This window comes from Aeromonas sp. 97A (assembly GCF_051919185.1).
Lineage (GTDB): Bacteria > Pseudomonadota > Gammaproteobacteria > Enterobacterales > Aeromonadaceae > Aeromonas > Aeromonas veronii.
This window is the reverse complement of sequence record NZ_JBQBFF010000001.1, coordinates 4,676,267-4,702,092: the sequence shown is the minus strand read 5'-3', so window position 1 is coordinate 4,702,092 and position 25,826 is coordinate 4,676,267. Positions and strand designations below refer to the sequence as shown.

16 protein-coding genes, 4 pseudogenes and 2 riboswitches are annotated in these 25,826 nt (G+C 61.2%); of the genes and pseudogenes, 12 read left to right on the top strand and 8 right to left on the bottom strand.

The annotated features are described in order from the left end of the window. Positions 1–30: 30 nt before the first annotated feature. On the bottom strand, positions 31–2,643 hold the full coding sequence (locus tag ACTG27_RS21600) for a glycosyl hydrolase family 18 protein (RefSeq protein ID WP_439980438.1): 2,613 nt from the start codon (positions 2,641–2,643) through the stop codon (positions 31–33). 104 nt (positions 2,644–2,747) lie between these two features. Then, positions 2,748–2,835: riboswitch (cyclic di-GMP riboswitch) on the bottom strand. A gap of 315 nt (positions 2,836–3,150) precedes the next feature. Here ACTG27_RS21600 and ACTG27_RS21595 point away from each other — a divergent pair. Next, the gene (locus ACTG27_RS21595; RefSeq protein ID WP_439980436.1) at positions 3,151–4,386 is read left to right on the top strand and encodes a sensor domain-containing diguanylate cyclase; all 1,236 of its coding nucleotides are present in this window, start codon (positions 3,151–3,153) and stop codon (positions 4,384–4,386) included. A gap of 130 nt (positions 4,387–4,516) precedes the next feature. On the opposite strand, the gene ACTG27_RS21590 is transcribed toward ACTG27_RS21595, so the two are convergent. Both ACTG27_RS21590 and ACTG27_RS21585 read right to left on the bottom strand, forming a co-directional pair. Beyond that, positions 4,517–7,111 (bottom strand): glycosyl hydrolase family 18 protein, encoded by a 2,595-nt coding sequence (locus ACTG27_RS21590; RefSeq protein ID WP_439980434.1) that lies wholly within the window; start codon positions 7,109–7,111, stop codon positions 4,517–4,519. A gap of 103 nt (positions 7,112–7,214) precedes the next feature. After that, positions 7,215–7,302, bottom strand: a riboswitch (cyclic di-GMP riboswitch). 233 nt (positions 7,303–7,535) lie between these two features. Then, positions 7,536–10,991, bottom strand: coding sequence for a hybrid sensor histidine kinase/response regulator (locus tag ACTG27_RS21585; protein ID WP_439980432.1), 3,456 nt, complete (start codon positions 10,989–10,991; stop codon positions 7,536–7,538). 348 nt (positions 10,992–11,339) lie between these two features. Between ACTG27_RS21585 and ACTG27_RS21580 the strand changes: the two are divergent. Together ACTG27_RS21580 and ACTG27_RS21575 are read left to right on the top strand one after the other, a co-directional pair. Further along, positions 11,340–11,468: pseudogene (locus ACTG27_RS21580) on the top strand (helix-turn-helix domain-containing protein); the annotation flags it as partial. Positions 11,469–11,475: 7 nt separating this feature from the next. Continuing rightward, a pseudogene (locus tag ACTG27_RS21575) lies at positions 11,476–12,693 on the top strand (hypothetical protein). A gap of 77 nt (positions 12,694–12,770) precedes the next feature. Here the strand turns inward: ACTG27_RS21575 and ACTG27_RS21570 are convergent. Further along, positions 12,771–13,925 carry a 3-phenylpropionate MFS transporter gene (locus ACTG27_RS21570; RefSeq protein ID WP_439980430.1) on the bottom strand — a complete coding sequence of 385 codons (1,155 nt, stop codon included), beginning with the start codon at positions 13,923–13,925 and terminating at the stop codon, positions 12,771–12,773. Between the two features lie 231 nt (positions 13,926–14,156). On the opposite strand from ACTG27_RS21570, the pseudogene ACTG27_RS21565 reads away from it, so the two are divergent. The 3 genes and pseudogenes from ACTG27_RS21565 to ACTG27_RS21555 all read left to right on the top strand — a co-directional run. Beyond that, positions 14,157–14,534, top strand: a pseudogene (locus ACTG27_RS21565) (DUF2975 domain-containing protein); the annotation flags it as partial. Between the two features lie 7 nt (positions 14,535–14,541). Then, the gene (locus ACTG27_RS21560) at positions 14,542–14,751 is read left to right on the top strand and encodes a helix-turn-helix domain-containing protein (RefSeq protein WP_005335250.1); all 210 of its coding nucleotides are present in this window, start codon (positions 14,542–14,544) and stop codon (positions 14,749–14,751) included. 7 nt (positions 14,752–14,758) lie between these two features. Continuing rightward, positions 14,759–15,976, top strand: a pseudogene (locus ACTG27_RS21555) (hypothetical protein). A gap of 77 nt (positions 15,977–16,053) precedes the next feature. On the opposite strand, the gene ACTG27_RS21550 reads toward ACTG27_RS21555, so the two are convergent. Both ACTG27_RS21550 and ACTG27_RS21545 read right to left on the bottom strand, forming a co-directional pair. Beyond that, on the bottom strand, positions 16,054–17,208 hold the full coding sequence (locus tag ACTG27_RS21550; protein WP_439980430.1) for a 3-phenylpropionate MFS transporter: 1,155 nt from the start codon (positions 17,206–17,208) through the stop codon (positions 16,054–16,056). 289 nt (positions 17,209–17,497) lie between these two features. Further along, the gene (locus ACTG27_RS21545) at positions 17,498–19,603 is read right to left on the bottom strand and encodes a TonB-dependent hemoglobin/transferrin/lactoferrin family receptor (protein WP_439980428.1); all 2,106 of its coding nucleotides are present in this window, start codon (positions 19,601–19,603) and stop codon (positions 17,498–17,500) included. A 193-nt stretch (positions 19,604–19,796) separates the two neighbouring features. Here ACTG27_RS21545 and ACTG27_RS21540 point away from each other — a divergent pair, with 193 nt between their 5' ends. The 3 genes from ACTG27_RS21540 to ACTG27_RS21530 are packed head-to-tail and all read left to right on the top strand — an operon-like array spanning position 19,797 to position 21,769. Then, on the top strand, positions 19,797–20,768 hold the full coding sequence (locus ACTG27_RS21540) for a ChaN family lipoprotein (RefSeq protein ID WP_439980426.1): 972 nt from the start codon (positions 19,797–19,799) through the stop codon (positions 20,766–20,768). 25 nt (positions 20,769–20,793) lie between these two features. Beyond that, a complete protein-coding gene (locus ACTG27_RS21535) occupies positions 20,794–21,348 on the top strand; it encodes a cysteine hydrolase family protein (protein ID WP_005348211.1) in 555 nt (184 codons plus the stop codon). A 37-nt stretch (positions 21,349–21,385) separates the two neighbouring features. Next, positions 21,386–21,769, top strand: coding sequence for a hypothetical protein (locus tag ACTG27_RS21530; protein ID WP_005335256.1), 384 nt, complete (start codon positions 21,386–21,388; stop codon positions 21,767–21,769). A gap of 87 nt (positions 21,770–21,856) precedes the next feature. Here the strand turns inward: ACTG27_RS21530 and hutZ are convergent, their stop codons facing one another. Further along, positions 21,857–22,414: a heme utilization protein HutZ gene (gene hutZ, locus ACTG27_RS21525; protein WP_108612989.1), complete on the bottom strand. Its 558-nt coding sequence runs from the start codon at positions 22,412–22,414 to the stop codon at positions 21,857–21,859. Further along, the gene (hutX, locus tag ACTG27_RS21520; protein WP_439980424.1) at positions 22,411–22,923 is read right to left on the bottom strand and encodes a heme utilization cystosolic carrier protein HutX; all 513 of its coding nucleotides are present in this window, start codon (positions 22,921–22,923) and stop codon (positions 22,411–22,413) included. The genes hutZ and hutX overlap by 4 nt, the downstream gene beginning before the upstream one ends. A 170-nt stretch (positions 22,924–23,093) precedes the next feature. Between hutX and ACTG27_RS21515 the strand changes: the two genes are divergently transcribed. From ACTG27_RS21515 to ACTG27_RS21505, 3 genes are read left to right on the top strand one after another with little or no spacing between them, the layout of a single operon-like run. Then, positions 23,094–23,945 (top strand): heme/hemin ABC transporter substrate-binding protein, encoded by an 852-nt coding sequence (locus tag ACTG27_RS21515; protein WP_335873603.1) that lies wholly within the window; start codon positions 23,094–23,096, stop codon positions 23,943–23,945. Next, positions 23,942–24,973 carry a FecCD family ABC transporter permease gene (locus ACTG27_RS21510; protein WP_162516421.1) on the top strand — a complete coding sequence of 344 codons (1,032 nt, stop codon included), beginning with the start codon at positions 23,942–23,944 and terminating at the stop codon, positions 24,971–24,973. The genes ACTG27_RS21515 and ACTG27_RS21510 overlap by 4 nt, the downstream gene beginning before the upstream one ends. A gap of 11 nt (positions 24,974–24,984) precedes the next feature. Continuing rightward, positions 24,985–25,797 carry a heme ABC transporter ATP-binding protein gene (locus tag ACTG27_RS21505; protein ID WP_120415526.1) on the top strand — a complete coding sequence of 271 codons (813 nt, stop codon included), beginning with the start codon at positions 24,985–24,987 and terminating at the stop codon, positions 25,795–25,797. The last annotated feature ends 29 nt before the right edge of the window (positions 25,798–25,826 follow it).

The window sequence follows — 25,826 nt, the reverse complement described above, 5'->3', positions numbered from 1 at the left end:
TCGCCATGCCCCGTCATCGGTGAGGAGGCCTCAGTTACAGCTTGCTGCCCCGATATCCAGCCAGACATCGTGCTTGCCCGGCTCATTGCCTTGAGTCCACCACTTGGCCTTCCACTGACGGCCGTTGTGGTTGGTGAGATCCCCGCCGTTGTAGGCAACGGCAGCGTTCCAGCCCAGATCAACCTGACTCAGCAGCGCCCACTGATCGGCGGCGCGGCTCGGCTCATTACCCTGAGTCCAGTACTTGGCCTGCCATACCAGCTGGTTGTGGCTCACCTTGTCACCGCCGTTGTAGACCTTGCTGGCCTGCCATGCGGGAACGTTGGCCGCTTCCGGGTCGGTGGTATTGCAAGAGCCCCCCTCACCGCCTTCGTTGACTGGCGTGACGGTGAGACGGGTGGCCGCGTTGGTGTCGAGTGCGCCATCGGAGACGGTCACTGAAAGGTCATAACCGGTTTCGACATCGACCGCCGGGCCGGTGACCACCAGAATGGCGCTGTTCTGGCCGGTCGCCGTGATACCGGCAGGCACTTGCCATTGATAGATCAGCTCGTCGTCGTTGGGGTCGGATGCCTTGGCGGTGATGGTCACTTGCTTGCCCTCTTCCACTTTGACGCTGGCAGGCAAAGTCACCACCGGAGGCAGGTTGGGCTGCGGCGCCTTGTTGGTCACCACCACCTGATCCCTGGCGGTCAGTTGATGGTCATCGGTCACCGTCAGCTCGAACACCAGATTGATGTCGGCGGACACTGCATCGAGTACAACCCGAGCCTTGGCCTGAGTGGCATCAAGTAGAGCGGCCTGCGGGCCGGAGACCTGCTTCCAGCTATAGGTGAGGTGGCCATTTTCCGGGTCGTGGGAGGCGGAGCCGTTCAGCGTCACCTCGGTCGGGCCGGTGACACTCAGATCGCTGCCCGCATTGGCGACTGGCGGCTTGTTGGCTGGCGGGGTAACCCCTTCACCGTGACCGAGACCTTCGTGCATGGCGTTGAGGATGTCGCCGTTGTCGGCATCGATCTCCCAGGAGAAGAGCCCGCCCAACTTGTTGGCCAGCACGTATTGGCCTTTCGCCTTGACCGAGCGCTCGTCGTCATAGGTGATCAGCTCGCCGGTGGAGGGCTTGAACAGGGTGGCCGCTTCGGCAGTCTCGTCGTAGTTGTACTCCCAGCCTGCGCCCATATGGTTGTTGACGATGTGGCGATAATCCAGCACGCCATCTTCCCAGGTGCCCTTGATCTTGCCGGTGGCGGTGCCGGTGAAGGGATCGTTGCCCTGATATCCGCTCACCCCTTTCCAGCCGCGACCGTAGGCGGCGGCACCGATCACCAGCTTCCCGGAGTCGACCCCCTGCGCCAGCAACTGCTGCACCGCTGCATCAGTGTTGTAGCGCTTGTTGGCCGAGCCGTTGGTGGCCTGATAGAGGTTGGCCTGATGACCCAGGGAGGTATTGCTCCAGGCACCGTTGTAGTCGTAGCTCATCACGAAGAGGTGATCCATGTACTGCTGGGCAGCCTTGTAATCCACATCCTCAATCTTGTCGTAACCGGCCCCGATGGCGGAGGTGAGCTGATAGGTGCGACCGGTCTCGGCCTCCAGCTCGTCGAGCATGGCGCGCAGATCCTTCATGATCAGCACATAGGTTTCACCATCTTTGGTCTTGTCCCCCAGATTGGGGTTGGCGCCATCGCCCCCCGGGAACTCATAGTCGATATCGACACCGTCGAAGAACTTCCAGGTCTGCAGGAACTCTTTGACCGAGGCGACGAACACGTCACGCTTGGCCTTCTCATGCATGAAGAAGAAGGGGTCGGAGAGGGTCCAGCCACCGACTGAGGGGAGGATCTTCAGGTCCGGATAGGCCTGCTTGAGGGCCATCAGATTGCCGAAGTTGCCCTTGTAGGGCTCATCCCAGGCGACCAGTGACCCCTGCCCTTTTTGCAGCGCGGCCCAGGGATCGTGAATGGCGACCTGGAAATCCTTGCGCCCGGCACAGGCACGTTGCAGCGCCTGGAAGCTGCCGGCAATCTCTTTGAGGCTGTCGTTGAGGCCATCACCGCCACAGATCGGGGTGAAGCCATAGAGGATATGGGTCAGGTTCTGGGCCGGCAGCTTGTCCACGGTGAAGTTGCGATCATAGACCCCCCACTCCACATAGTAGGTGCCGACCACCTTGCCGGATTTGTTGACATAGGGTTTGTTATTCTCCTGCAGGGCTGGCTTGAGTGGTGCGAGGTGGCTGCCGTCGGTATCGGCGACCACGATCTCCTTGGCATCAGACAGGGTGCAGCCATCGCCGTTGCACAGCGCGACCTGCATCTGATAGCGGCCCCCCTTGTGCACCTTGAAGGTGGCAGTGCCAGCGGCGGAAGAGGGACCGGACCAGACTTCCTTGCCATCCAGCAGCACCTTGGCACTCTGGCCGATATCGCCGTTCCAGAGATTCCAGGTGACGGTCACATCGGCGCCATCCTTCACCTTGACCAGCTCGTTATAAGCGGTCGCGGACTGGCTGACTTCGACGATGGCAAACTTGGTGGGGCCCCAACCGATGGCGGGTTTGCCGGGAGCTGCCGCATAAGCGGCGGAGGAGGCGAGCAGGGTACCGACCATCATGGCCAGCAGTGCGGGTTTTGGACTTAGCATATTGCTTTCCTTTTCGTTTCGTTATGGGAAAAACGAAAGGGCAACGCAACACGACAGGTGACACAAAAACGGCCACCCCTTGGCAAAGGCAGCCTGCATTCTACTGTGGTGGCCCCGCTATCCTAGGTCGTCTTGACCCTTAGACCGGAAGCTTTGCGTCCCGACTTTTCAATCGGTTTGCCCTTGTCACAACGTTATTTCTGGCGATAAATAATCGCCGATTGACTGTAGGGTAATTCTGATAAGTAAGCAAATCGGACCATTGCCAGCCCACCAGTTACCAACCCCGACAATTACCCACTTTCAAGAAATTAATGTTTAAAAAACAGCCGGATATGCAGACATAATCTCATCACCTCCAACCAGATACCTCACACCATTTTTTTGATCTGCATCACACCAAATTGAGAAAAATCAATGAGTAAGAACAATATGCGACAAAAGACCCATCTGTATCGCAACTAATGAATTTATAATCGCCGCTTTGCATGGCCAGCAGGTGTCTTCATGCCCAGCGAATTGCCCTCACGCACCCGGTTATCCAGATACGACAAATTTGTTCGTTTGACGATTTATGCCTTGCCACTGGCCGGGATGATCTGGCTTATCAACAGCCTCAATGGCTGGCAAAGGGCGCCGCTTGCCAGCACCTTGCTAGTCCAGAGCTACCTTATCTGCACCTTCTGGCTCTATCGCCACTACCGCTACCATCTGCACCGCCAGTGGCAGCATCTGAGTGAGGCGCTCAAGATCAACGAAACCACCGCCGAACTGGCCCGCAACTCGGCGCAATACCAGACCGAAGAGGCCTTTCTGGAGGATCTGCTCAGACGAGCCGTGATGTTGATCCCGGGAGCCGAGATGGGCTGCCTGATCAAGCTGCTGCCGGGCACAGGCATGTTGAGGTATGAAGCGGCCATCGGCATGGATCTGGTGAAACTGCGGCGGATCAATCTGCCGCTGGAGCACACCTTTCAGTACAAGCTGACTCAGGGGCGCTGCAACAAAACCTTGCTGATCAACGACCTGTCGAAGATAAATGCCACCATGCCCCTGTCCGAACAGGACAGAGAGCTGCTGGTCAACTGCACCGACCTGCCCATCCAGGCCACGCTGGCGACCCCGATCCATATCGATGGTCAGCTCTACGGCATGATCAATATAGACAGCAGCAAACGTAATGCCTTTACCCGCTACGACAGCCACCTGATGGCGATCCTGGCGCGGGATATTCGCCACGCCATCACCATCTATCAGCAGTCCCGCCGCATCTATCAGCTGGCCAATACCGACCAGCTGACCGGGCTCGCCAATCGCCAGCAATTCGAACTCGCTCTGCAGGGGCAGCCGGAAGGCACCCTGCTGCTGATCGACATGGATAATCTCAAACAGCTCAATGACAGCAGTGGCCATTTGGCGGGTGATCAGGCCCTGCGCCTTATCGCAGACGGCATACGCCAGCACTTCGGTCAGGGGGTGATTGCCGCCCGCTTCGGCGGGGATGAGTTTGTGCTGCTCACCACTCTGACACCGACCGAGCTGCAACAGACGATGGCCAGGCTGACGGCCATGCTGGCCAGCGCCTCTCCCACTATCTCGTGCAGCATGGGGATGGCCCCCTATCGCGGCGACTTTGCCGCCGCGTTTGCCAGAGCCGATGCCGGCATGTATCAACACAAGCGGCACCACAAAGGGCAGCGTGCGGCACAGATGCCAGCTATCGGGGAGAACATTAATCACTAGCCCGGAAGGGCTGCTTTGCAGGCACAAAAGGGAAGCTGGGTGGGGAAACCGGTTGGCAGACCCGCCAGAATGTGGCGAAGCGGGGAGAAAAAACGGGGCATGACAGGCATGCCCCGCCACCATTCAACGCTTATTTACAACTGGCGACTCCCACATCCTGCCAGACGTCGTGTTTGCCGGGCTCATTGCCCTTGGTCCAGTACTGCGCCTTCCACTGACGGCCGTTATGGGTGGTGAGCTCGCCACCGTTGTAGGCCACATTGGCATCCCAACCCAGTTGCACCTTGCTCACCAGCAGCCACTGATCCGCGGTGCGGCTAGGCTCGTTGCCCTGGGTCCAGTACTTGGCCTGCCACACCAGCTGGTTGTGACTCACCTTGTCGCCGCTGTTATAGGTGCTGGCTGCTTTCCAGACTGGCCAGTTGGCCGCATCCGGATCGGTCGCCGTGCAACCACCGCCGCTGCTGGCCGGTTTGACCGTCAGACGGGTTGCCGCGCTGGCATCCAGCCCGCCGTCGGAGACGGTGACGCTCAGGTCATAGCCGGTGTCGCTGGTGACGTTCGGGCCAGTCACCACCAGGGTGGCGCTGTTCTGACCCGTTGCGGTGATGCCTGCCGGCACGCTCCACTGATAGGTCAGGGGATCACCGTTCGGATCAGAGGCGGTCGCCTTGAGGGTCACCTGCTTGCCAGATTCCACGGAGGCCGTGGCAGGTACACTCACCACCGGCGCCAGATTGGCCTGCGGCGCCTTGTTGGTCACCACCACCTGATCCTTGGCACTCAACTGCTGGTCATCGGTCACGGTCAGCTCGAACACCAGATTGATGTCGGCAGTCACCGCATCGAGTACAACACGGGCCTTGGCCTGAGTGGCATCAAGCAGGGCAGCCTGCGGGCCGGAGATCTGCTTCCAGCTGAAGCTGAGCGCGCTGTTTTCCGGATCGTGGGAGGCCGACCCATCCAGCGTCACCTCGGTCGGGCCGGTCACCTTGAAGTCACTGCCCGCGTTGGCCAGCGGCGGCTTGTTGGCTGGTGGAGTCGTCCCCTCGCCGTGGCCCAACCCCTCGTGCATGGCGTTGAGGATGTCGCCGTTGTCGGCATCGATCTCCCAGGAGAAGAGGCCACCGAGCTTGTTGGCCAGCACATACTGCCCCTTGGCCTTGACCGAGCGATCGTTGTCATAGGTGATGAGATCGCCGGTCGCCGCCTTGAACAGATAGGGCGCCTCGGCCACTTCGTCGTAGCCCTTCTCCCAGCCAGCCCCCATCCGGTTGTTGACGATGTCGCGGTAATCCACCACCCCGTCCTCCCAGGTGCCTTTCACCTTGCCGGTCGCCTTGCCGGTGAAGGGGTTGTTGCCCTGATAACCGCTCACCCCGGTCCAGCCACGGCCATACATGGCAGCCCCGACCACCAGCTTGCCCGGTTCAACCCCCTGCGCCAGCAGCTGATTCACCGCCTTGTCGGTGGTGTACTTGGTAGCGGGATCCCAGCTCGCCGCATAAAGGTTGGTCTGGTGGCCCAGCTCGGTGTTGCTCCAGGCACCGTTGTAGTCGTAGGTCATCATGAAGATGTGGTCCATGTAGGGCTGGGCCGCCTTGTAGTCCACATCCTGGATCTTGTCGCCCCCCGCCCCGATGGCCGAGGTGAGCTCATACTGGCGACCGGTCTCTGCCTCCAGCTCGTCGAGCATGGCGCGCAGCTCCTTCATCAGCACCACATAGGTGGCACCATCACTCGGGCTGCCCAGTTTCGGGTTGGCCCCCTGTCCGCCCGGGTACTCCCAGTCGATATCCACACCGTCGAAGAACTTCCAGGTCTGCAGGAACTCTTTCACCGAGCCGACAAACACGTCACGCTTGGTTTTGTCACCGAGGAAATAGAAGGGGTCGGAGAGGGTCCAACCGCCGACCGAGGGGAGGATCTTGAGGTGCGGATAGGCCTGCTTGAGCGCCATCAGAGCGCCAAAGTTGCCCTTGTAGGGCTCATCATGGGCGGTGAGGTTGCCTTGCGGCATCTGGATGGCGGCCCAGGGATCGTGCATCGCCACCTTGAAGTCGGCGCGACCGGCACACGCCCGCTGCAGCGCCTGGAAGCTCCCTTCGATCTCCTTGAGGCTGTCGTTGAGGCCATCCCCGCCGCAGATGGGGGTGAAACCATAGAGGATATGGGTCAGGTTCTGGGCCGGGATCTTGTCCACCATAAACTTGCGGCCATAGACCCCCCACTCCACATAGTAAGTCCCCACCACCTTGCCGGACTTGTTGGCGTAGGGCTTGTTGTTCTCCTGCAGCGGCGCCTTGAGTGGCGCCAGATGACTGCCGTCGGTATCGGCGACCACGATCTCCTTGGCATCAGAGAGGGTACAGCCATCGGCGTTGCACAGCGCCACCTGCATCTGGTAGCGCCCCCCTTTCTTCACCTTGAATTTGGCGCTGCCCGCCGCGGCCGAGGGGCCGGACCACACCTCCTGACCATTTAGCAGTACCTTGGCACTCTGGCCCAGATCGCCGCTCCAGAGGTTCCAGTTCACCTCCACATCGGCGGCATCCTTTACCTTGACCAGATTGTTGTAGGCAGTGGCCGCCTGATCGACTTCAACAATGGAAAACTTGGTGGGGCCCCATCCGATGGTCGGCTTGCCGGGCGCCGCAGCATAAGCGGACGAGGCGCAGCACAGACCGACCGCAAGGGCCAGCATGGTAGGCTTTGGACTTAGCATTTTTTATATTTCCCTATTTCGTTATGTTGGCAACGAAAAGGGCTACGCCCTGACAGGTAACGCAGACGGCAGTGCGGCCTCTTGGCAAAGGTGCACAACAACCTGTGGTGGCCCCGCTATCTCAAGTACGGCTCATCCCTGGACCGGAAGCTTTGCGTCCCGATCTTGCGATCGGTTTGCCCTTCGGTTACTTCATTTGCGATGCAAAAAATCGCATCCCGACTATAGAGTGAGCCAATCCGGTCTGCCACTGTCGGCGTTCAACGACAGTGGCAAGCCAATACTGTAACTGGCGGCGATTGCGCAGGAAGATGAAGAGATCTTCGCCAATAAATCTCTGTTTTCGCATTCATCCATGACCACGGGCCACAGGATCATTGCGCGGTTTTGTGAGCCGGTTCACGGCTAGCCGCCCCGGATGTGGCTAGCGCAGCAGCAGGCTGTTCATCAGGGCCCGCAGTTTGAGCGGTTTGACCGGTTTGCTGATGTAGCCATACCCCCGCTCGCGGATCTGCGCCTGCAACTCGCTCTTGCGATCGGCACTGATGATGATGCCTCCCAGCTCGTCGCCACACACCCGTTGCAGGGTAGCGAGAGCCTCCAACCCGGTCTTGCCATCGTCGAGGTGGTAGTCGGAGAGCACCAGTCTCGGCACAAACCCTTGTGCCACCAGCTCCTCGGCTTCGGCCAGATCGACGGCGCAGCGCACCTCGCAGCCCCAACGGCCGAGCAGGGTGCTCATGGCGGTCAGAATGTCCCGCTCGTTGTCGATACATAGCACGGCTACCCCCTCCAGCTGGCTGTCACGCGCCACCGGCGCGGCCAGCTGATGGGCAGTGACCGGCCGGGTCGCCAGATTGAGGGTCACCGCAAAAACCGATCCCTTGCCCGGCCAGCTCTGCAATGTGAGCTGATGACCGAGCACCTGCGAGATGCCACGGGCGATGGCAAGCCCCAGACCCAGCCCCTGCTCCTTGGCGGTGCGGGAGTGATCGAGGCGGGAGAACTCGTCAAAAATAGCCTCCTGCTTGTCCTGCGGGATGCCGGGGCCGTTGTCCCACACCTCGATGCGGATCTTCTCCCCCATCCGGCGGCAACCAAGCAGCACCCTGCCCCCCGGGTTGTAGCGAAACGCATTGGTGAGGAAGTTCTGCAGCACCCGACGCAGCAGCCGCACATCGCTGTGCACCGCATGCTTGCTCTCCACCACCGAGAAGTGGATCCCCCCCGCCTGGGCCAGCACGCCAAACTCCGCCTTGAGGTTGTCGAGCAGATCGCGCAGTGCGAAGTCGAGCTTCTTGGCCTTGAACTTGCCCGCTTCGAGCCGCGAGATATCGAGCAGATCGGTGATAAGATCCTCGGTCGCCCCCAGCGCATCGTCGATATGGCGGGCGATGCGGGCCTGCTCACCAGCATCGGGCAGCATCTCCAGCAGGGAGGAGGTAAACAGCTTGGCGGCATTGAGGGGCTGGGTCAGATCATGGCTGACCGCCGCCAGAAAACGGCTCTTGGATTGATTGGCCCGCTCCACCTGCTGGTTCACCAGCAGCAGTTGACGGTTGAGCTCGGAGAGCTCACGGGTGCGCTCGGCCACCCGCGCCTCCAGATGTTCGTTCGCTTCGCGCAGCACCCGCTCCGCATCGCGAAACGGCGTGATGTCGGTAAAGGTCATGACGAAACCACCGGCGGGCATGGGGTTGCCCTGCATCTCGATCACCCGCCCGTCCGGGCGCTCCCGCGCCGAGATATGGGCGCTACCGCGCTTCATAAAGGCGACCCGCCGCGCCACATGATCCTCGATATCACCGGAGCCACAGAGCCCCTGCTGGGCGTTGTAGCGGATGATCTCCTCAATAGGACGCCCAGCCTGAATAAGCCCGGGCGGATAGTGGAACAGCTCGATGTAGCGGCGGTTCCAGGCCACCAGCCGAAGCTCCCTGTCCACCACCGAGATCCCCTGCCCGATATGCTCGATCGCCCCCTGCAGCAGGCCGCGGTTGAAGCGAAACACGTCGGAAGCCTCATCGACTATGGTGGCGATCTCCTCAAGCTGCATGTTGCGCCCCTGCAGAGCAGAGGCGAGCACCAGCCGTGCCGACGAGGTGCCAAACACCCCCGCCAGCAGCCGCTCGGTGTGGGCAATCAGCTCGGCCGAGGCCTGCATCTGCGGAGCAAGGGTGCCGCCCCGCTCACCGGCGAAGCGACCAAAAGCGCGCTTGACCCGGCTTGAACCGACAAAGCGGGCCGCCAGCATCTCCAGCTCCTTGACCGAGACCCGCGCCTGATAGAGGGCGGCGGTATCGCGGCTCGGCTTGCCGACAAAATTGGCCGCCTGCAGCCGCTCGCTCACCGCAGGGCGCGACAGCAGAGAACCGGCCACATAACCGAGCAGGTTGAAGAGCAGGCTCAGGAAGATGCACCAGGCCCCGAGACTCAGCTCGCGAAATGCGGGCCAGTCCGGCGGCGCCAGCAGCTCGGCCAAGGGCGAGCCCGCCAGCAGCCCGCTCTCCACCAGCAGGGTCACGAACCAGAGGCTCACCCCGAGGCTCAACCCAAGATAGACCCCCTTGCGATTGCCGTGACGCCAGTAGAGGCCGAGCAGCAGGGCCGGCGCAAACTGGGCCACCGCGCCAAAGGAGAGGTAACCGATGCGCGACAAGCTGGTGAGATCGCCGAGCCAGAGGTAGAGCCCCCAGGCCGCCAGCAAGATCAGCAGGATGGCGCCACGGCGCACCTGCAACAGCAGCCGCACCAGCCGCTCGTCGCGCCCCTGCCGCCAGAAGCGGCGTAACAGCACCGGCAGCACCAGATCGTTGCTCACCATGATCGCCAGTGCGATGGTGCAGACGATCACCATGCCGGTGGCCGCCGAGGTGCCGCCGAGAAACGCCAGCATCGCCATGCCATCGAAACCGAGGGCCATCGGCAGACTGATCACATAGGTGTCGGAGGCCATGTCAGCCCCGACCCACTGCTTGCCCGCCAGCGCCAGCGGCCAGATAAAGAGCCCCATCACGAACAGGTAGAGCGGGAAGATCCAGCGCGCCCAGTGCAGATCCTGCCCCTGATTGTTCTCCACCACAGTCACATGAAACTGGCGCGGCAGGCAGATGACGGCGCACATCGCCAGCACTGTATAGATGGCAAGCTCCAGCAGGTTGCCGGGGCTCACCGCCACCACCTGTGCAAAAAAGTCGCGGGTCACCTGCTCGTGAGCCTCGCCCGGTTTGCTCAGGATCAGCCAGAGGGCGAAGCCCCCCACCGCGATAAAGGCCAGCAATTTGACCACCGACTCGAAAGCGATGGCCACCACCATCCCCCTGTGGTGCTCGGTGGCATCGAGATGGCGAGTACCGAACAGGATGCTGAACAGCGCCAGCAGCAGGGTGACCCCGAGCGCCAGCTCGCTGGTATTGCTGGTCGGGCTGATGCCGCCGCTGTTGACCATCAGCAGATCCAGCCCGGTGACAATGGCTTTGAGCTGCAACACCAGATAGGGGAGGATCCCCATGATGGCGATGAGGGCGATCACCATGGCAAGCCGCTGGGATTTGCCGTAACGGGCGGCGATAAAGTCGGCGATGGAGGTGATGTGCTCGCGCTTGGCCACCAGAATAAGGCGGGCCAGCAGCCGCCAGCCAAACAGAAAGACCAGCATGGGGCCAAGGTAGATGGGCACCGGCGACCAGGGGGATTCACTCGCCTGCCCCACGGTGCCGAAGAAGGTCCAGGAGGTGCAGTAGACAGCCAGCGACAGGCTGTAGAGCAGCGGTTGCCCCTTGAGACGGTGCCGTTTGTGCTTGTCTGCCACGAAGGCGATCAGAAACAGCAGCCCCAGATAGGTGAGCGACAATCCGATCAGCAGCCATCCCTGGTGCATCGATAACTCCTTGTCCATGTTGAGTTTTTGTATACAACCTCGCCAGTCTAGAGAGGCAGCAGCCAAAAGTCATCCCCTTCGGACAGATTGAAATTATCGTTTTTCAATAAGTTTTATCTTGACTGTATATCGCAAAACAATAAACATTGCCGATGTGAATATTGATAAACGATAAACTTTACCTTTCAGATAAAACCATCACAGTGAGGAATGAGATGATCTCCAACAAACTCGAACGCTCGAGCATGCTGATCGAATGGCTGCTGCTGCTGGCACTGCTGGCTACCCCTTTGATCACCTTGCTGGAGGTGTGGACCCCCTTCGGTGGCGCCGATTTTCTGCAGGAGAAGCTCAACAAACCTCTCGATCCTCAAGAATGGCCACGCCAAGGCGGTGCGCTTCTCCACTCTGGAGGCCATCTGCCGTGAACTCAAATGCCAGCCCGGCGATCTGCTGGGCTACGAGCAGGAGCGCTAACCCTCTTATGAGTCGTCATATCACCCTGTTTGCCCTGTGGCTGCTGCCGCTGTGGGCCTGCGCAGGCAATGACGCGAGCGGCCCCCGCTACCTTATCGAGCAGGGCGCCAGCGCCAATGTGCTGCAAGTGCGCCTCACCATGCAGGGCAAGCCTCCCTTTACCCTGCACCCCGCTCGTCAGTTGCCGAGCCGTGCTGCGCCGGTTTCCCCCGCGCTGGTCTGCCTTGCAGACAACCAGCCGGTTGCCCTCAACCAACCCTTCTCTTGCAAGGAGATCGGCTGGCAGATCACGCTCACACCGGCTCCGGCAGAGGGTGCGGATGCCTCGGCCCAACAGTCGCTGCTGTTTGCTCCCAACCAGTGGCTATTGACCGAGTGGGGTAACTTTGTGCGCCAGATGGGGAGCCGCCAAGGAAAGGTTTGTCTGCCGGATGGCAGCTGCCAACCACTGCCGGATGTCAACCGGCCGCCGCTGATCCTGCCATTTGGTCTGGACACTGTGCCCGTCACCAAGCCGGATCCGCGGCTGGTGCTGAGCCATGACGAGACCGCCAATCAGCTCGATCTGCCGGCCTTGCAGCAGCAACTGAATGAGATCATCGACTATCTGGCCTTCCAGCTTGATGTGGCCCCGCCCACTCATCCATGGCAACAGGTGTGGCTCGGGCGAGATGTGGCAACCCACTCCCTTGGCGGAGCCGCCGGGGATCAGGTGTTTGTCTCCAACTACCCAACCATGAATGGCAAGCCGACGCCACAGGCGCCCCTGCGCCTGCTACGCACCTCGGCCCACGAGGCGGTGCATATCCTCAGCGCTCGCCACTCTGCTCCACAACCCACCTAGGTCAACGAGAGCCTCGCCGAATACCTTGCCATCAAAGCGCTGCGCCGCTTTCGGCTGCATCAAGTCACGGCGGTCAACGAGCTGGCCGAGCGGGGCAAACAGCTGCCCCATAGCGATAGCGGCCTCTATCGGGCTGCTCGCGAGGTGCTGACGGGCGATCACTCCTACTACCCGCTCTTTTACGTCAAGGGGAGCGCCTTCTGGGAAGCGCTGGAGCGGGAGCTGCAGCACAATGACGTGACGCTGGCGCAACTGCTGCCCCAACTGGGCTGGCTGCCGGATGGCCGCTTTGATGCCGCCTCCAATGAGCTGCTTGCCGGCACCATCGGCTCGGATACTTGCCGCCGCCTCAGCCGCCTCTATCTTGGCGAGCAGCAGTAACGCCGCAAACCGCAGCAACGAAAAAGGGAGAGCCGTGGCTCTCCCTTTTGTTAGGTGATGATTCAAATAGACAAATATCAGGCTGGAGCACTCTCCTGCGCAGACGGCGCAAAGGGGCGCAGCCGCAGGAAGAACACCGGCAAGACCACCAGCACCATCAGGAAGAAGATGCCGCCGCCGAGAGGCTCGAACAGCACGCCGCAGAGTGCCATCAGAGCCGCCACCGTCATGCCGAGGCCAAGGGCCGCATAGAGCGCCTGAGTCGGGATCAACTGCTCGGCGGGCAGCTGGCGAGTCATAAAACGCACCGCCCCGAGATGACTCATGCCGAACGTCACCGAGTGGAGCAATTGCCCCGCCACCAGCACCCACAACTCGGTCGAGGCACCCAACAATACCCAGCGCACAACACAACCGATGGCACCTGCGATAAAGAGACTCTGGGCGCCAAAGCGCTGCAAGAAACGCTTGTCGGCGGCAAACATACAGATCTCCGCCACCACCCCGAGCGCCCAGAGATAGCCGATGATGGTGCCGCTATATCCTTGCGCCTTCCAGTAGATGGCGCTGAAACCGTAATAGGCGGCGTGGCTCCCCTGCAGCAGAGCTGTCAGCAACAGGAAACGCCGCACCGGTGCGCTGCGCAGAGTCGCCAGCAAAGAGGCCTTGGCCCGCTCGCCCTGACTATCCTGTGGCGCCGGATAGAGCGGCAGCCAGCTGAGCAGCAGCATCAGCGCCAACCCCGCTACCATGGTGTGCAAAATCCAGTCGCTACCAAAATTCCCCACCAGCGCCCCCACCAAGGTCGAGGCGACAATAAAGGCAAAGGAGCCGCACAGCCGCACCTTGCCGTAATCGAGGTGCGCCTGCACCACCATGCGGGTCGCCAGCGCCTCCCCCACCGGCATCAGGGTCGGATAAATAAAGTTCGCCAGCAGGGTCAAGCCCACCAGCCACCAGAGGTTATGACTGAGATAGAAACCGAGAAACGCCAGCAAACTGAGCAGGGAGAGCAACCGGGTAACCGGCAACAGATGGCCCGCCCCCTTGATCTGCCCCATCACCATCAGGTTGCCGGCAAAGCGGATCGCCATCCCCGCCCCCAGCAGGAGACCAATCATCTCGGCGCTGACGCCCACCCCCTCCAGCCAGAGCGACCAGAACGGCAAGTAAGCACCGTAGACAAAATAGAAGGCGCCGAAAAAGAACGCTAACCAGGAAAACGCGGGCATAGATCCTCTGCAACCGGATGACGGGAGCAGAATGATAACCCATCCGCCACCGCAGATCCCGATGGAAACCCTGCGCAGAAAACGAAAAAACTTCAATAAAATTGAACTATTACCGAAGAGGTGGGGTCTACTTGGTAACACCTCCTCCTGGTTAGTGTTGCAATCCTTCCACCCGCCCACGGCGGGTTTCTTTTGCTCAACACCATCTTGAGCCGCCCCGGCATCAATCCTGCCGACTATCCCCTTCACTTCTCCACCCGGCTGCTCGGCACCCTGGTACAGCTGTTGCCGGATCTGGTCTTTATGATGATGCTCTGGCAACTGCGCCAGCTGTTTCGTGGCTACCGCGCCGGTCTGCTCTTCACCTTCGAGCAGATCCGCCGCTATCGGCAGATCGGACTGCTGCTCTGTACAACCTTCCTGGTCGAGTTGATCCTGACCCCCTTGCTGGATACGGTGCTCACCATGAGAGGCCCGGAAGTACTCGGTACCATAGCGCTGAGTACCTCAGATTTCCGGGTACTGCTGGCGGGACTGATCGTACTGGCGCTGGCACTGGTCATGCGCGAGGCAAAACTGCTGGCCGATGAACAGCAACTGACGGTGTGAGGATCCTATGCCCATTATCATCCGCCTCGATGCACTGCTGGCCGAGCGCAAAATGACCGCCCGCGAACTGGCCCAGCGTATCGACATCACCGAGGCCAACCTCTCGATCCTCAAGAATGGCCACGCCAAGGCGGTGCGCTTCTCCACTCTGGAGGCCATCTGCCGTGAACTCAAATGCCAGCCCGGCGATCTGCTGGGCTACGAGCAGGAGCGCTAACCCTCTTATGAGTCGTCATATCACCCTGTTTGCCCTGTGGCTGCTGCCGCTGTGGGCCTGCGCAGGCAATGACGCGAGCGGCCCCCGCTACCTTATCGAGCAGGGCGCCAGCGCCAATGTGCTGCAAGTGCGCCTCACCATGCAGGGCAAGCCTCCCTTTACCCTGCACCCCGCTCGTCAGTTGCCGAGCCGTGCTGCGCCGGTTTCCCCCGCGCTGGTCTGCCTTGCAGACAACCAGCCGGTTGCCCTCAACCAACCCTTCTCTTGCAAGGAGATCGGCTGGCAGATCACGCTCACACCGGCTCCGGCAGAGGGTGCGGATGCCTCGGCCCAACAGTCGCTGCTGTTTGCTCCCAACCAGTGGCTATTGACCGAGTGGGGTAACTTTGTGCGCCAGATGGGGAGCCGCCAAGGAAAGGTTTGTCTGCCGGATGGCAGCTGCCAACCACTGCCGGATGTCAACCGGCCGCCGCTGATCCTGCCATTTGGTCTGGACACTGTGCCCGTCACCAAGCCGGATCCGCGGCTGGTGCTGAGCCATGACGAGACCGCCAATCAGCTCGATCTGCCGGCCTTGCAGCAGCAACTGAATGAGATCATCGACTATCTGGCCTTCCAGCTTGATGTGGCCCCGCCCACTCATCCATGGCAACAGGTGTGGCTCGGGCGAGATGTGGCAACCCACTCCCTTGGCGGAGCCGCCGGGGATCAGGTGTTTGTCTCCAACTACCCAACCATGAATGGCAAGCCGACGCCACAGGCGCCCCTGCGCCTGCTACGCACCTCGGCCCACGAGGCGGTGCATATCCTCAGCGCTCGCCACTCTGCTCCACAACCCACCTAGGTCAACGAGAGCCTCGCCGAATACCTTGCCATCAAAGCGCTGCGCCGCTTTCGGCTGCATCAAGTCACGGCGGTCAACGAGCTGGCCGAGCGGGGCAAACAGCTGCCCCATAGCGATAGCGGCCTCTATCGGGCTGCTCGCGAGGTGCTGACGGGCGATCACTCCTACTACCCGCTCTTTTACGTCAAGGGGAGCGCCTTCTGGGAAGCGCTGGAGCGGGAGCTGCAGCACAATGACGTGACGCTGGCGCAACTGCTGCCCCAACTGGGCTGGCTGCCGGATGGCCGCTTTGATGCCGCCTCCAATGAGCTGCTTGCCGGCACCATCGGCTCGGATACTTGCCGCCGCCTCAGCCGCCTCTATCTTGGCGAGCAGCAGTAACGCCGCAAACCGCAGCAACGAAAAAGGGAGAGCCGTGGCTCTCCCTTTTGTTAGGTGATGATTCAAATAGACAAATATCAGGCTGGAGCACTCTCCTGCGCAGACGGCGCAAAGGGGCGCAGCCGCAGGAAGAACACCGGCAAGACCACCAGCACCATCAGGAAGAAGATGCCGCCGCCGAGAGGCTCGAACAGCACGCCGCAGAGTGCCATCAGAGCCGCCACCGTCATGCCGAGGCCAAGGGCCGCATAGAGCGCCTGAGTCGGGATCAACTGCTCGGCGGGCAGCTGGCGAGTCATAAAACGCACCGCCCCGAGATGACTCATGCCGAACGTCACCGAGTGGAGCAATTGCCCCGCCACCAGCACCCACAACTCGGTCGAGGCACCCAACAATACCCAGCGCACAACACAACCGATGGCACCTGCGATAAAGAGACTCTGGGCGCCAAAGCGCTGCAAGAAACGCTTGTCGGCGGCAAACATACAGATCTCCGCCACCACCCCGAGCGCCCAGAGATAGCCGATGATGGTGCCGCTATATCCTTGCGCCTTCCAGTAGATGGCGCTGAAACCGTAATAGGCGGCGTGGCTCCCCTGCAGCAGAGCTGTCAGCAACAGGAAACGCCGCACCGGTGCGCTGCGCAGAGTCGCCAGCAAAGAGGCCTTGGCCCGCTCGCCCTGACTATCCTGTGGCGCCGGATAGAGCGGCAGCCAGCTGAGCAGCAGCATCAGCGCCAACCCCGCTACCATGGTGTGCAAAATCCAGTCGCTACCAAAATTCCCCACCAGCGCCCCCACCAAGGTCGAGGCGACAATAAAGGCAAAGGAGCCGCACAGCCGCACCTTGCCGTAATCGAGGTGCGCCTGCACCACCATGCGGGTCGCCAGCGCCTCCCCCACCGGCATCAGGGTCGGATAAATAAAGTTCGCCAGCAGGGTCAAGCCCACCAGCCACCAGAGGTTATGACTGAGATAGAAACCGAGAAACGCCAGCAAACTGAGCAGGGAGAGCAACCGGGTAACCGGCAACAGATGGCCCGCCCCCTTGATCTGCCCCATCACCATCAGGTTGCCGGCAAAGCGGATCGCCATCCCCGCCCCCAGCAGGAGACCAATCATCTCGGCGCTGACGCCCACCCCCTCCAGCCAGAGCGACCAGAACGGCAAGTAAGCACCGTAGACAAAATAGAAGGCGCCGAAAAAGAACGCTAACCAGGAAAACGCGGGCATAGATCCTCTGCAACCGGATGACGGGAGCAGAATGATAACCCATCCGCCACCGCAGATCCCGATGGAAACCCTGCGCAGAAAACGAAAAAACTTCAATAAAATTGAACTATTACCGAAGAGGTGGGGTCTACTTGGTAACACCTCCTCCTGGTTAGTGTTGCAATCCTTCCACCCGCCCACGGCGGGTTTCTTTTTTAGGCAAACATTTGATCTGCTCCATCGTCACAACATGGCGGCGACAAAAAAGGGGCCGAAGCCCCTTTGATCATCTGCGTCTGTTGTTTGCTCTTTAGAATACGTATTTGACCCGTGCACTCAGGTTGCGGCCCGGTTCGGTCATCATGCTGTTATCGGAGCCCTCGGCACGACCGGCGATGCGCTCGTAGCTGGTGTACTCCTTGTCAAACAGGTTGAAGACCCCGACGTTGAGCTGCAGGTCGGTCATCGGGTTGAACTGGGCGTACATATCCACCACACCCCAACCGGCGCTCTTCACATAATCGTTGCCTTTGCTGTCTTTACGGACTTTGTCCATGTCGTCAGCAAAGCGCAGCGCGGTGTTGAAGTTCCATTGGGACTGTTCCAGACGCACACCGATCGAGCCATTGAGCGGGCTCATGCTGTTGATGTAGTTGCCATCCCCATCCTTACCTTCGATGTAGGCGAGGTTGCCCCATACATTGACGATGTCGTTGAGCCAGTAATCCGCCTTGGCTTCGACCCCTTTGGTGGTCGCCTTGCTCAGGTTCTGGTACTGGTAGACAGCGGTTCTCCCCTCTTTGCCCACTTCAACCATCTCGATGAAGTCTTCAAACTTGTTGTAGAAGCTGGCTACTTCATAGCTGAAGCCATTGCTGCTGCCACGTACGCCGAGATCGATGCCGTCGCTGCTCTCCGGATTGAGGTTCGGGTTGGGCTCGATGCGATAGCCGTACGCCTGATGGTTCAGGGTGGAGAAGGCGCTGTCATACATGGGGGCCTTGAAACCGTGGCTGTACTGGGCGAACAGGTTGGCCGCCTCGTGGGCCTTGAACACCAGACCCAGCTTGGGTGACAACTCCCCTTCGGAGAACTTGTGCAGCTTGTCGCCTGTGTAGGCCGGATCGTTGTCCGGGGTCATCCGGTAGTAGTCATAACGGGCACCCGGGGTCAGTACCCAGCGCTCGCCAAACTTGATCTCGTCAAAGGCCCACAGGGCGCTGCGCTCGCTGGTGGTAGCCGGGAAGCTCAGCTCGTTGTAGCCGACAAAATCACCGGGAGTCGTCGGCCCCTTGTAACGGGTACGTTCGTTGTCGGTGTGCTCGTATTCAGCCCCCCAGGCCAGGCGATGGTTGGCGACCGCCTTGTGGAACTGCAGCTGGGCGCCGATGTTCTTCTGATCGAACACGTTGTGATCCAGCGAGTTTTTGGTCACATAGGGGTTGCCGGGGCTGACCGGATACTTGGATGAGGCGTACTGATCCAGCGTCTGCTTGGTGCGGGCGAAGTAAACCTTGCTATCCATCCGATCGGCCCAGCCTTGATTCAGCGCGATGCCGTGATCCAGCACCACAGAGAGGTTGTCGGTCTGCTTGTCGGTGATGGGCTGATCAAAGACACGGGCAGTACCGGTACCGACCTTGTTGAGCTTGACCGCATCCGGCTCCTCGCCATCGGTCAGGTAGTCAACGGTCAGCTTGAGGAACTGCTCATCGGAGAGGTTCCACTTGCTCTTGAGCAGCAGGGCGTGGGTACCGATATCGAAGTCGTTCTTGGTGGAGTCGAAATTCTGGGTCACACCGCCATCGCGCCAGGTGTAGCGCAGCAGGTTCTCCACTTCACCAGTGCGCAGGGCGCCGGTAAAGCCCGCCATCTTCTGGTGGCTGCTGGAGGCGTAACCGCTGGTCACATCCAGATAGCTCTCCTTGCCCTTGAGGAAATCGCTGGCATCCTTGGTGGTGATGGCAATCACGCCACCCAGCGCATCGGAGCCGTAGGCGGCAGACGCCGGCCCCTTGGCCACTTCCACCTGCTTGATCATGTCGGTATCAAAGTAGCTCTGACCGACACCGCCCTTGCTGTAAGCATCGTTCTGGCGCACACCGTCGCGCACCACCTTGACCCGGTTTTCACCCATGCCGCGGATGATGAAGGTCTGCGCATCACCCTGACCGCCGAGCACGGTCACACCGGGTTCGTAGCGGAACAGGTCGGCGACGTTGGTGACGACCTGCTCTTCAATCTGCTTGGCGGTGATCACCGAGATGGGGCCGGAGACATCTTCCAGTTTTTGCTCCATCCGTGAGCCGCTGACGACCACGACTTCATCCGCCTTCTGGGTGGCAGCAAAGACCTGGGAAGAGAGACCGGCTGCCACGGCGAGGGCAACCAGAGAGAGTGCGTTATGATGGGTCACAGCGAATCCTTATTGAGAACTGTTATCAAACAGGCCGCATATTACCCGGCTCTCGACAAAGATCAACAAGAAACGAAATCATTCTCATTTGTTTTGAACCAAATTGGTTTTACACTGTCGCCCTGTGTTGCCCTTATTCTCTATTAGCCCCCCGAGATGCACCGGCATCCGGGCATATCAGCCGTGAGATCCCATGATTAGACGACTTCCCCTGCTCGCCCTGCCGCTGCTACTGGCAGCCTGTGCCACCCCCACCCAACCGACCCAGTCATCACAGTTGCAGACGCTCTATGACTACCGGCTAAGCAGCGAGGGAGACGCAGACCTGACGCTGGAGCAGACAATCGCGCGCATTGCCGACGCCGACATCATTCTGGTGGGGGAGCTGCACAGCCATCCCGCCGTGCATCTGTTACAATCGCGCCTGCTGAGCGGGCTCTACACTGCTGGCCAGCAGCACGGGCGGCCATTGGCCCTCTCCATGGAGCAGTTCAGCCGCGCCGATCAGAAGACGCTGGATGCCTATCTGGCGAACCAGATTGGTGAAGCTGCCTTGATCCGCGAAGGCAACGCCTGGCCCAACTATCCGAGCGACTACCGCCCGCTGGTGGAGTTTGCCAAGACTCACCGGATGCCGGTGATCGCCGCCAACGCCCCCAAGCCGCTGGTGAGCTGTGTCGGTCAGGAGGGGGCTGAGTGGCTCGACAAACTGCCCGCGTCGCGTCGCAGCCAGCTGGCCCGCCAGCTGACGCTGGGGGATGACCCCTATCGCCAGAAATTTATGGCCTCCATGCACCACGGCGATGCCGACAGCAACGCCCGCCGCTTCGCCGCCCAGACCAGTTGGGATGACACCATGGCCGAGAGCATGGTGGATTATCTCGCCAAGCACCCGGGCCAGCAGATCATGCATATCGCCGGCAATTTCCACGTCGAGGGGGGGCTTGGGCTCACCAGTCGCATCGCCAGCCGCAATCCTGCCCTCAAGGTAGCGCTGGTCGTGCCCCGTACAGATGAGACCTCTGTTGCAGATCCCGCAGCCGATGTGCAGGTAACCATCATGCCGCTGCCTAAGCGCTGGCAAAACAGTGACGAGATGAAGCAAGATATGGGCGCGCTGCATCAATCCCGCAGTCGTGACTGCAGCCAGTGGCTGCAACCCTAATCTTCCAGGAAACGGCGGGTAAAATATGGATGTGTTACTGATCATCGATGTGCAGCAAGGCTTGTTCAACGAGCCCCGTTACCGCCAGGAGCAGGTGCTGGCCAATATCAATCGGGCTGCAGCCCATGTCAGGCAGCAACAGGGACGGGTCATCTATATCCAGCATGACTCGCCCCCCGGTACCGAACTGGAACCGGGCACCCCGGGTTGGCAGTTGCACAGTGCGCTGCAACCGGCCAAGGGGGAGAGCCGGGTACGCAAGACAGCCTGTGACAGCTTTCTCGATACCGAGCTTGCTTTCCTGCTGGCCGAGCAGCCGGTCGATCGACTCATTCTCTGTGGCTGCGCCACCGATTTTTGCGTCGACACCACGGTGCGCAGTGCCGCCTCCCATGGGTACGAGGTGCTGGTGTTGAGCGATGGTCACACCACCGCTGATCGCCCCCACCTGAGCGCGGCCCAGATCACCGAGCACCATCACTGGATGTGGCGCCACCTCAGTCTGCCGGAGGGGCGCAGTGTGACCCTGCTCACCACCGACGAGCTGCTGGCAGTAACACCCGCCCTGCAGCCGTGCTAATCTGCGAGCCTCGCCTCGTTTCTCACTGGAGTCTGTCGTGCGCCTGTTGTCTGCCACCCTGTTGTTGATTGTTCCCCTGCTGTCGGCCTGCTCCAGCTTGCCCGGACAGAAGTATGACGGGCCGGAGCCCCTGTTTCTGACCCACATCAACGAGGAGGGGAGCAAGCGCTTCACCTTTGAAGCCGCGCCCAACGACACCTTGCCGCGCGGTCTCTCGGCGGCCCAGAGCCAGCGGCTGCTGGAACAGCGAGAGGCGTTACAGGAGAACCTGCTGACCGAGACCCTGGCGACCAAGCAGTATTGCCGTCAGGGGTACATCGTGCTGAGCCAGACCTCCTGGAAGGTGCGGGGGGAGTGCAACGAAACGGCCACCGACGCCGATCGTCGCGCCTTTCCCAACAAGGCCAGCTGGCAGGATTGAAAAGACCGGATGAGATAATGCAATAAAAACGGGCAGCCCAGTGGCTGCCCGTTTTGTTATGACGGCTGTCGTGGTCGACAGGGATCGTCAGACCGGCGCATCGGCCGGGCTGGTGAGCTCGGCACCGTTGTCGATGCGCTTGTGCCCTTCCACCAGATGGACGAAATCCACCAGCTCGTCACCGGAAACCGCGAACGCCTGTCCGAAGCCCTTGACGAACAGCCCCTGTTCCGGTTTGAGGCGGAACAGTTTGAAATCCTTGAGGTTGGAGAGACCCTTGATGATCTCGCCAAAACGCCCCTCCAGCGCCGTCACCGCCTTGCTCCAGCGGGCGTCGTCACGGGCCACCACTTCAGCCACCGCATCGAAGGTCAGGCGCTTGCGGGCAAACAGCTCGCGGGCACCGCTCTCATCCTCGATCAGCATCAGGGATACTCGCGGCACCTGTTGCAGGTTACGGGCGTGGCGAGCGATCTCGGAGATCAGCACATAGTAGCCATCTTCCTGCAGCACGAACGGGGCATAGCTGGCGTTGGGGTTGCCTTCGCCATCGACTGTGGCGAGCTGCAGGGTGCGGCAGCTGTCGCGAAACTCGCGGATCTCCGGTTGCAGGCGGTTCTGCAGACGCTCCTGACGTTCACTCATGCTTTGACTTCCTCTTGAGAGTTGTGGCGCAGCGCCATGAAACGGGTGACCTGATCGGCCAGCAGCTGGCGTTTCTCGTCGCGACCCAGATAGACCTTGAAAATGCAGCGGCCGGAGTGACCGAAGAACTGGAAGGAGTGCCCCTCCTTGCCCATGAACAGCTTGCTGACCAGCGCAATCCCCGCCACGTTGTCGAGCTTGAGGTGACCATGCAGCTCACCGTCGCGGCCCATCAGGTTGTAGTAACCGCGTGCGTCCTTGCCTTTCGGGAAGGGGGCTTTTACCTCGAAGATGGATCCTTCTGATTCAACGATGGTGGTCACCGGGCCCCAGTCGGCCAAATCTTCCAGCAGACCTTGTGCGCGATCGGCGGGCAACAGGGTCACCAGCTCGGCGGGCAAATGGCGAACCACCTCCCATTCACTGATGGCAAGCTGGGCCGCCAGGATGGACGGATGAGCGCCGGGATCCTGCTCCAGCAGCGCGTGAATGCGTTGTGCAATGCTCATGTTTTCTCCCTCTGCGGGACCAGGTCGTCCCGCTGTTTATCATGGCGGCTACTCTAATAAAGCACTGGAATCAATGCAATTGATAATTGCTATCATTATCAGTGCATTTTTTCCAAAGCCTTGATATTCTCGGCGGCACACCCGTTTCATTCACCCCTTCGGAGGTTAGCATGGGCCGTCGTCTTGCCCTCGCCATCACCCTGCTCTGCAGTTCATTCTCTCCCTTCTCTGCCGTTGCCGCCGACGGCCAGAAAGAGCGTATCGTCAGTATCGGCCCGGCCACCACAGAACTCATTCTGGCCCTTGGCGGTGAATCGAGCCTGATCGCCACCGATGTCAGCAGTCCCTTGCCAAAAGGGCTGCCCAAGGTGGGTTATCACCGGGCACTGGCCGCCGAAGGGATCCTGAGCCTCTCCCCCACCCGACTGGTGGGCAGTGACGAGATGGGGCCGGCCCCGACCCTGGATCAGCTGCGCCGTGCCGGGGTCAAGGTGGAGGTGCTGGATACCGCGCCGACTCTCGCCAACCTCAACCAGCGTATCGACACCCTCGCCAGCCTGCTGGGCGATAAAGCTGCTGGCGATCGCCTGAAGGCAGAGATCCAGGCTCAGACCGATCAGCTGGCGGCGCAAGCCAAACAGAACAAACCGCTCAAGGTAGCCTTCCTGCTGCTGCACAAGGGGCAACCCACCAGCATCGCCGGGGGGGACACCACCGCCAGCGCGCTGATCTCGCTGGCAGGCGGCATCAATCCGGTCGCCGAGTTGCGCAACTACAAGCCGGTATCCGCCGAATCCCTCATCGAGATGCAGCCCGATCTGGTGCTGGTCAGCGGTCGTGACTGGCAGCAGTATGCCGATCCGGCCAAGGTGCTGGCCGAAGTGCCCGCCTTGGCGGCTACCCCGGCAGGCAAGCGCAACGCCATTCACGCCATCGACGGTCACGCCCTGCAAGGGGGCCTGAGCCTCAACTCCCTGCAACAGGCGAACCAGATCGCCCAGTGGATCAAGCAGGGGTCATGATGCGGTTACCCCTCTCCTGGCTGCTGGCCTTCACCACGGCCGCACTGGCGCTGTTGCTGCTCGGTTCGCTGGCAACCGGCCCCATGACCCTCACCCTGGGCGAGAGTCTGCGGGCGCTGTTTGCCGGGCAGGAGAGCGGGATTGAGTCGCACAAACTGCTGATCGTGCAGGAAATTCGCCTGCCGAGAACCCTGCTCTGCATCGCAGTGGGGGGGATCCTCGGGCTCTGTGGCGCCGTGATGCAGGGGCTGTTTCGCAACCCCCTGGCTGACCCCGGCATCATAGGTGTCTCCGGCGGTGCGGCGCTCGGCGCGGCGCTCGCCATCGTGCTGCTGGCCCCCCTCGGCCAGCAGCTGCAAACCACCATCGGGGTTGGTCTGCTGCCGCTGCTCGCCTTTCTCGGCGGCGCGCTCACCACCACCCTGGTCTATCTGCTCGGCACCCGTGAGGGGGGCACCTCGGTCACTGTCATGCTGCTGGCCGGGGTCGCCATCACGGCGCTCTCCGGTGCAGTGATCGGCCTGCTCACCTATCTGGCGGACGATCAGATGCTGCGCAACCTGAGCCTGTGGCAGATGGGAACGCTGGCGGCAGGCAAACCGGCCGATGTGGCGCTGGCCCTGCTCACCCTGGCGGCCCTGCTGTGGCTCTTTATGCGCGATGCCAATCCCCTCAACGCCCTGCTGCTGGGTGAAGGAGAGGCCCGTCATCTTGGGGTCAATGTGCAATCCCTCAAACGTCGCCTGATCCTGCTCACCGCAGCGGGCGTCGGGGTGGCGGTGGCGGTAGCCGGGATGATCGGCTTCGTCGGGCTGGTAGTGCCCCATCTGGTGCGCCTGCTAGCGGGCCCCAACCATGTCAGGTTGCTGCCGCTCTCGGCCCTGCTTGGCGCCGCCCTGCTGCTGGCAGCCGATATGCTGGCACGCACCCTGCTGGCCCCGGCCGAGCTGCCGGTGGGCATCATCACCGCTCTGCTCGGCGCCCCCTTCTTCATCTGGCTGCTGGTAAAAGGCCGCCGCGCCCTGTGATACGGACTGTTATGCAACCACTCTCATCCTCACTCTCCGCCCCCCTGTTGAGCTGCAGCCGACTCAGCCTGCGCCGTGGCCAGCGCCAGATCCTGGATGGGCTCGATCTTAGTCTCGAGAGCGGCACCCTCACCGCGCTGCTCGGCCCCAACGGGGCGGGCAAGAGCTCGCTGCTCAAGTGCCTGACCGGCGAGCTGGAATATGAGGGTTCCATCACTCTGTTTGGCGCGGATCGCCGGCAGTGGGACAGCAGCCAGCTGGCCCACCGGCTCGGGGTATTGCCGCAAAGCTCCTCCCTCAACTTCCCCTTTCTCTGCGAGGAAGTGGTTGCCATGGGGCGCTTGCCCCACAGTGAACCGGCGGCGCGGCGTGACGAAATTGTGGCAGCGGCCATGACCCATGCCGGGGTCGAGCATCTGGCCAAACGGCTCTATCCCGGGCTCTCCGGCGGCGAGCGGCAGCGGGTGCAGTTTGCCCGGGTGCTGGCGCAGATCTGGCAAGCTCCCTCCCCGACCGAGCAAGCCGAGCAACCCCGCCTGCTGCTGCTCGACGAACCCACCTCGGCGCTGGACCTGAAATACCAGCATCAGCTGCTCACCATGGCGCGCGCCCTGGCCAGCCGCAATACAGCTGTGCTGGTGGTGCTGCACGACCTCAATCTGGCGGCGCGCTATGCCGATCGGCTGGTGATGCTGGAACGGGGCAAACTGATGGCCGATGGCACACCTGCCGAGGTGCTGACCCCCGAGCTGATTGCCCGTCTCTATGACTATCCGGCACAGGTGATCCATCACCCCGAGAGCGGCCTGCCGATGGTGGTGTGACAAACTCAGAGTGCGGTAATGGTTGGCAG

Bases quoted from the DNA above. Each gene is read 5' to 3' on its own strand.
- ACTG27_RS21600 (WP_439980438.1), bottom strand. From the start codon at position 2,643: ATGCTAAGTCCAAAACCCGCACTGCTGGCCATGATGGTCGGTACCCTG.
- ACTG27_RS21595 (WP_439980436.1), top strand. From the start codon at position 3,151: ATGCCCAGCGAATTGCCCTCACGCACCCGGTTATCCAGATACGACAAA.
- ACTG27_RS21590 (WP_439980434.1), bottom strand. From the start codon at position 7,111: ATGCTAAGTCCAAAGCCTACCATGCTGGCCCTTGCGGTCGGTCTGTGC.
- ACTG27_RS21585 (WP_439980432.1), bottom strand. From the start codon at position 10,991: ATGCACCAGGGATGGCTGCTGATCGGATTGTCGCTCACCTATCTGGGG.
- ACTG27_RS21570 (WP_439980430.1), bottom strand. From the start codon at position 13,925: ATGCCCGCGTTTTCCTGGTTAGCGTTCTTTTTCGGCGCCTTCTATTTT.
- ACTG27_RS21560 (WP_005335250.1), top strand. From the start codon at position 14,542: ATGCCCATTATCATCCGCCTCGATGCACTGCTGGCCGAGCGCAAAATG.
- ACTG27_RS21550 (WP_439980430.1), bottom strand. From the start codon at position 17,208: ATGCCCGCGTTTTCCTGGTTAGCGTTCTTTTTCGGCGCCTTCTATTTT.
- ACTG27_RS21540 (WP_439980426.1), top strand. From the start codon at position 19,797: ATGATTAGACGACTTCCCCTGCTCGCCCTGCCGCTGCTACTGGCAGCC.
- ACTG27_RS21535 (WP_005348211.1), top strand. From the start codon at position 20,794: ATGGATGTGTTACTGATCATCGATGTGCAGCAAGGCTTGTTCAACGAG.
- hutZ (WP_108612989.1), bottom strand. From the start codon at position 22,414: ATGAGTGAACGTCAGGAGCGTCTGCAGAACCGCCTGCAACCGGAGATC.
- hutX (WP_439980424.1), bottom strand. From the start codon at position 22,923: ATGAGCATTGCACAACGCATTCACGCGCTGCTGGAGCAGGATCCCGGC.
- ACTG27_RS21515 (WP_335873603.1), top strand. From the start codon at position 23,094: ATGGGCCGTCGTCTTGCCCTCGCCATCACCCTGCTCTGCAGTTCATTC.
- ACTG27_RS21510 (WP_162516421.1), top strand. From the start codon at position 23,942: ATGATGCGGTTACCCCTCTCCTGGCTGCTGGCCTTCACCACGGCCGCA.
- ACTG27_RS21505 (WP_120415526.1), top strand. From the start codon at position 24,985: ATGCAACCACTCTCATCCTCACTCTCCGCCCCCCTGTTGAGCTGCAGC.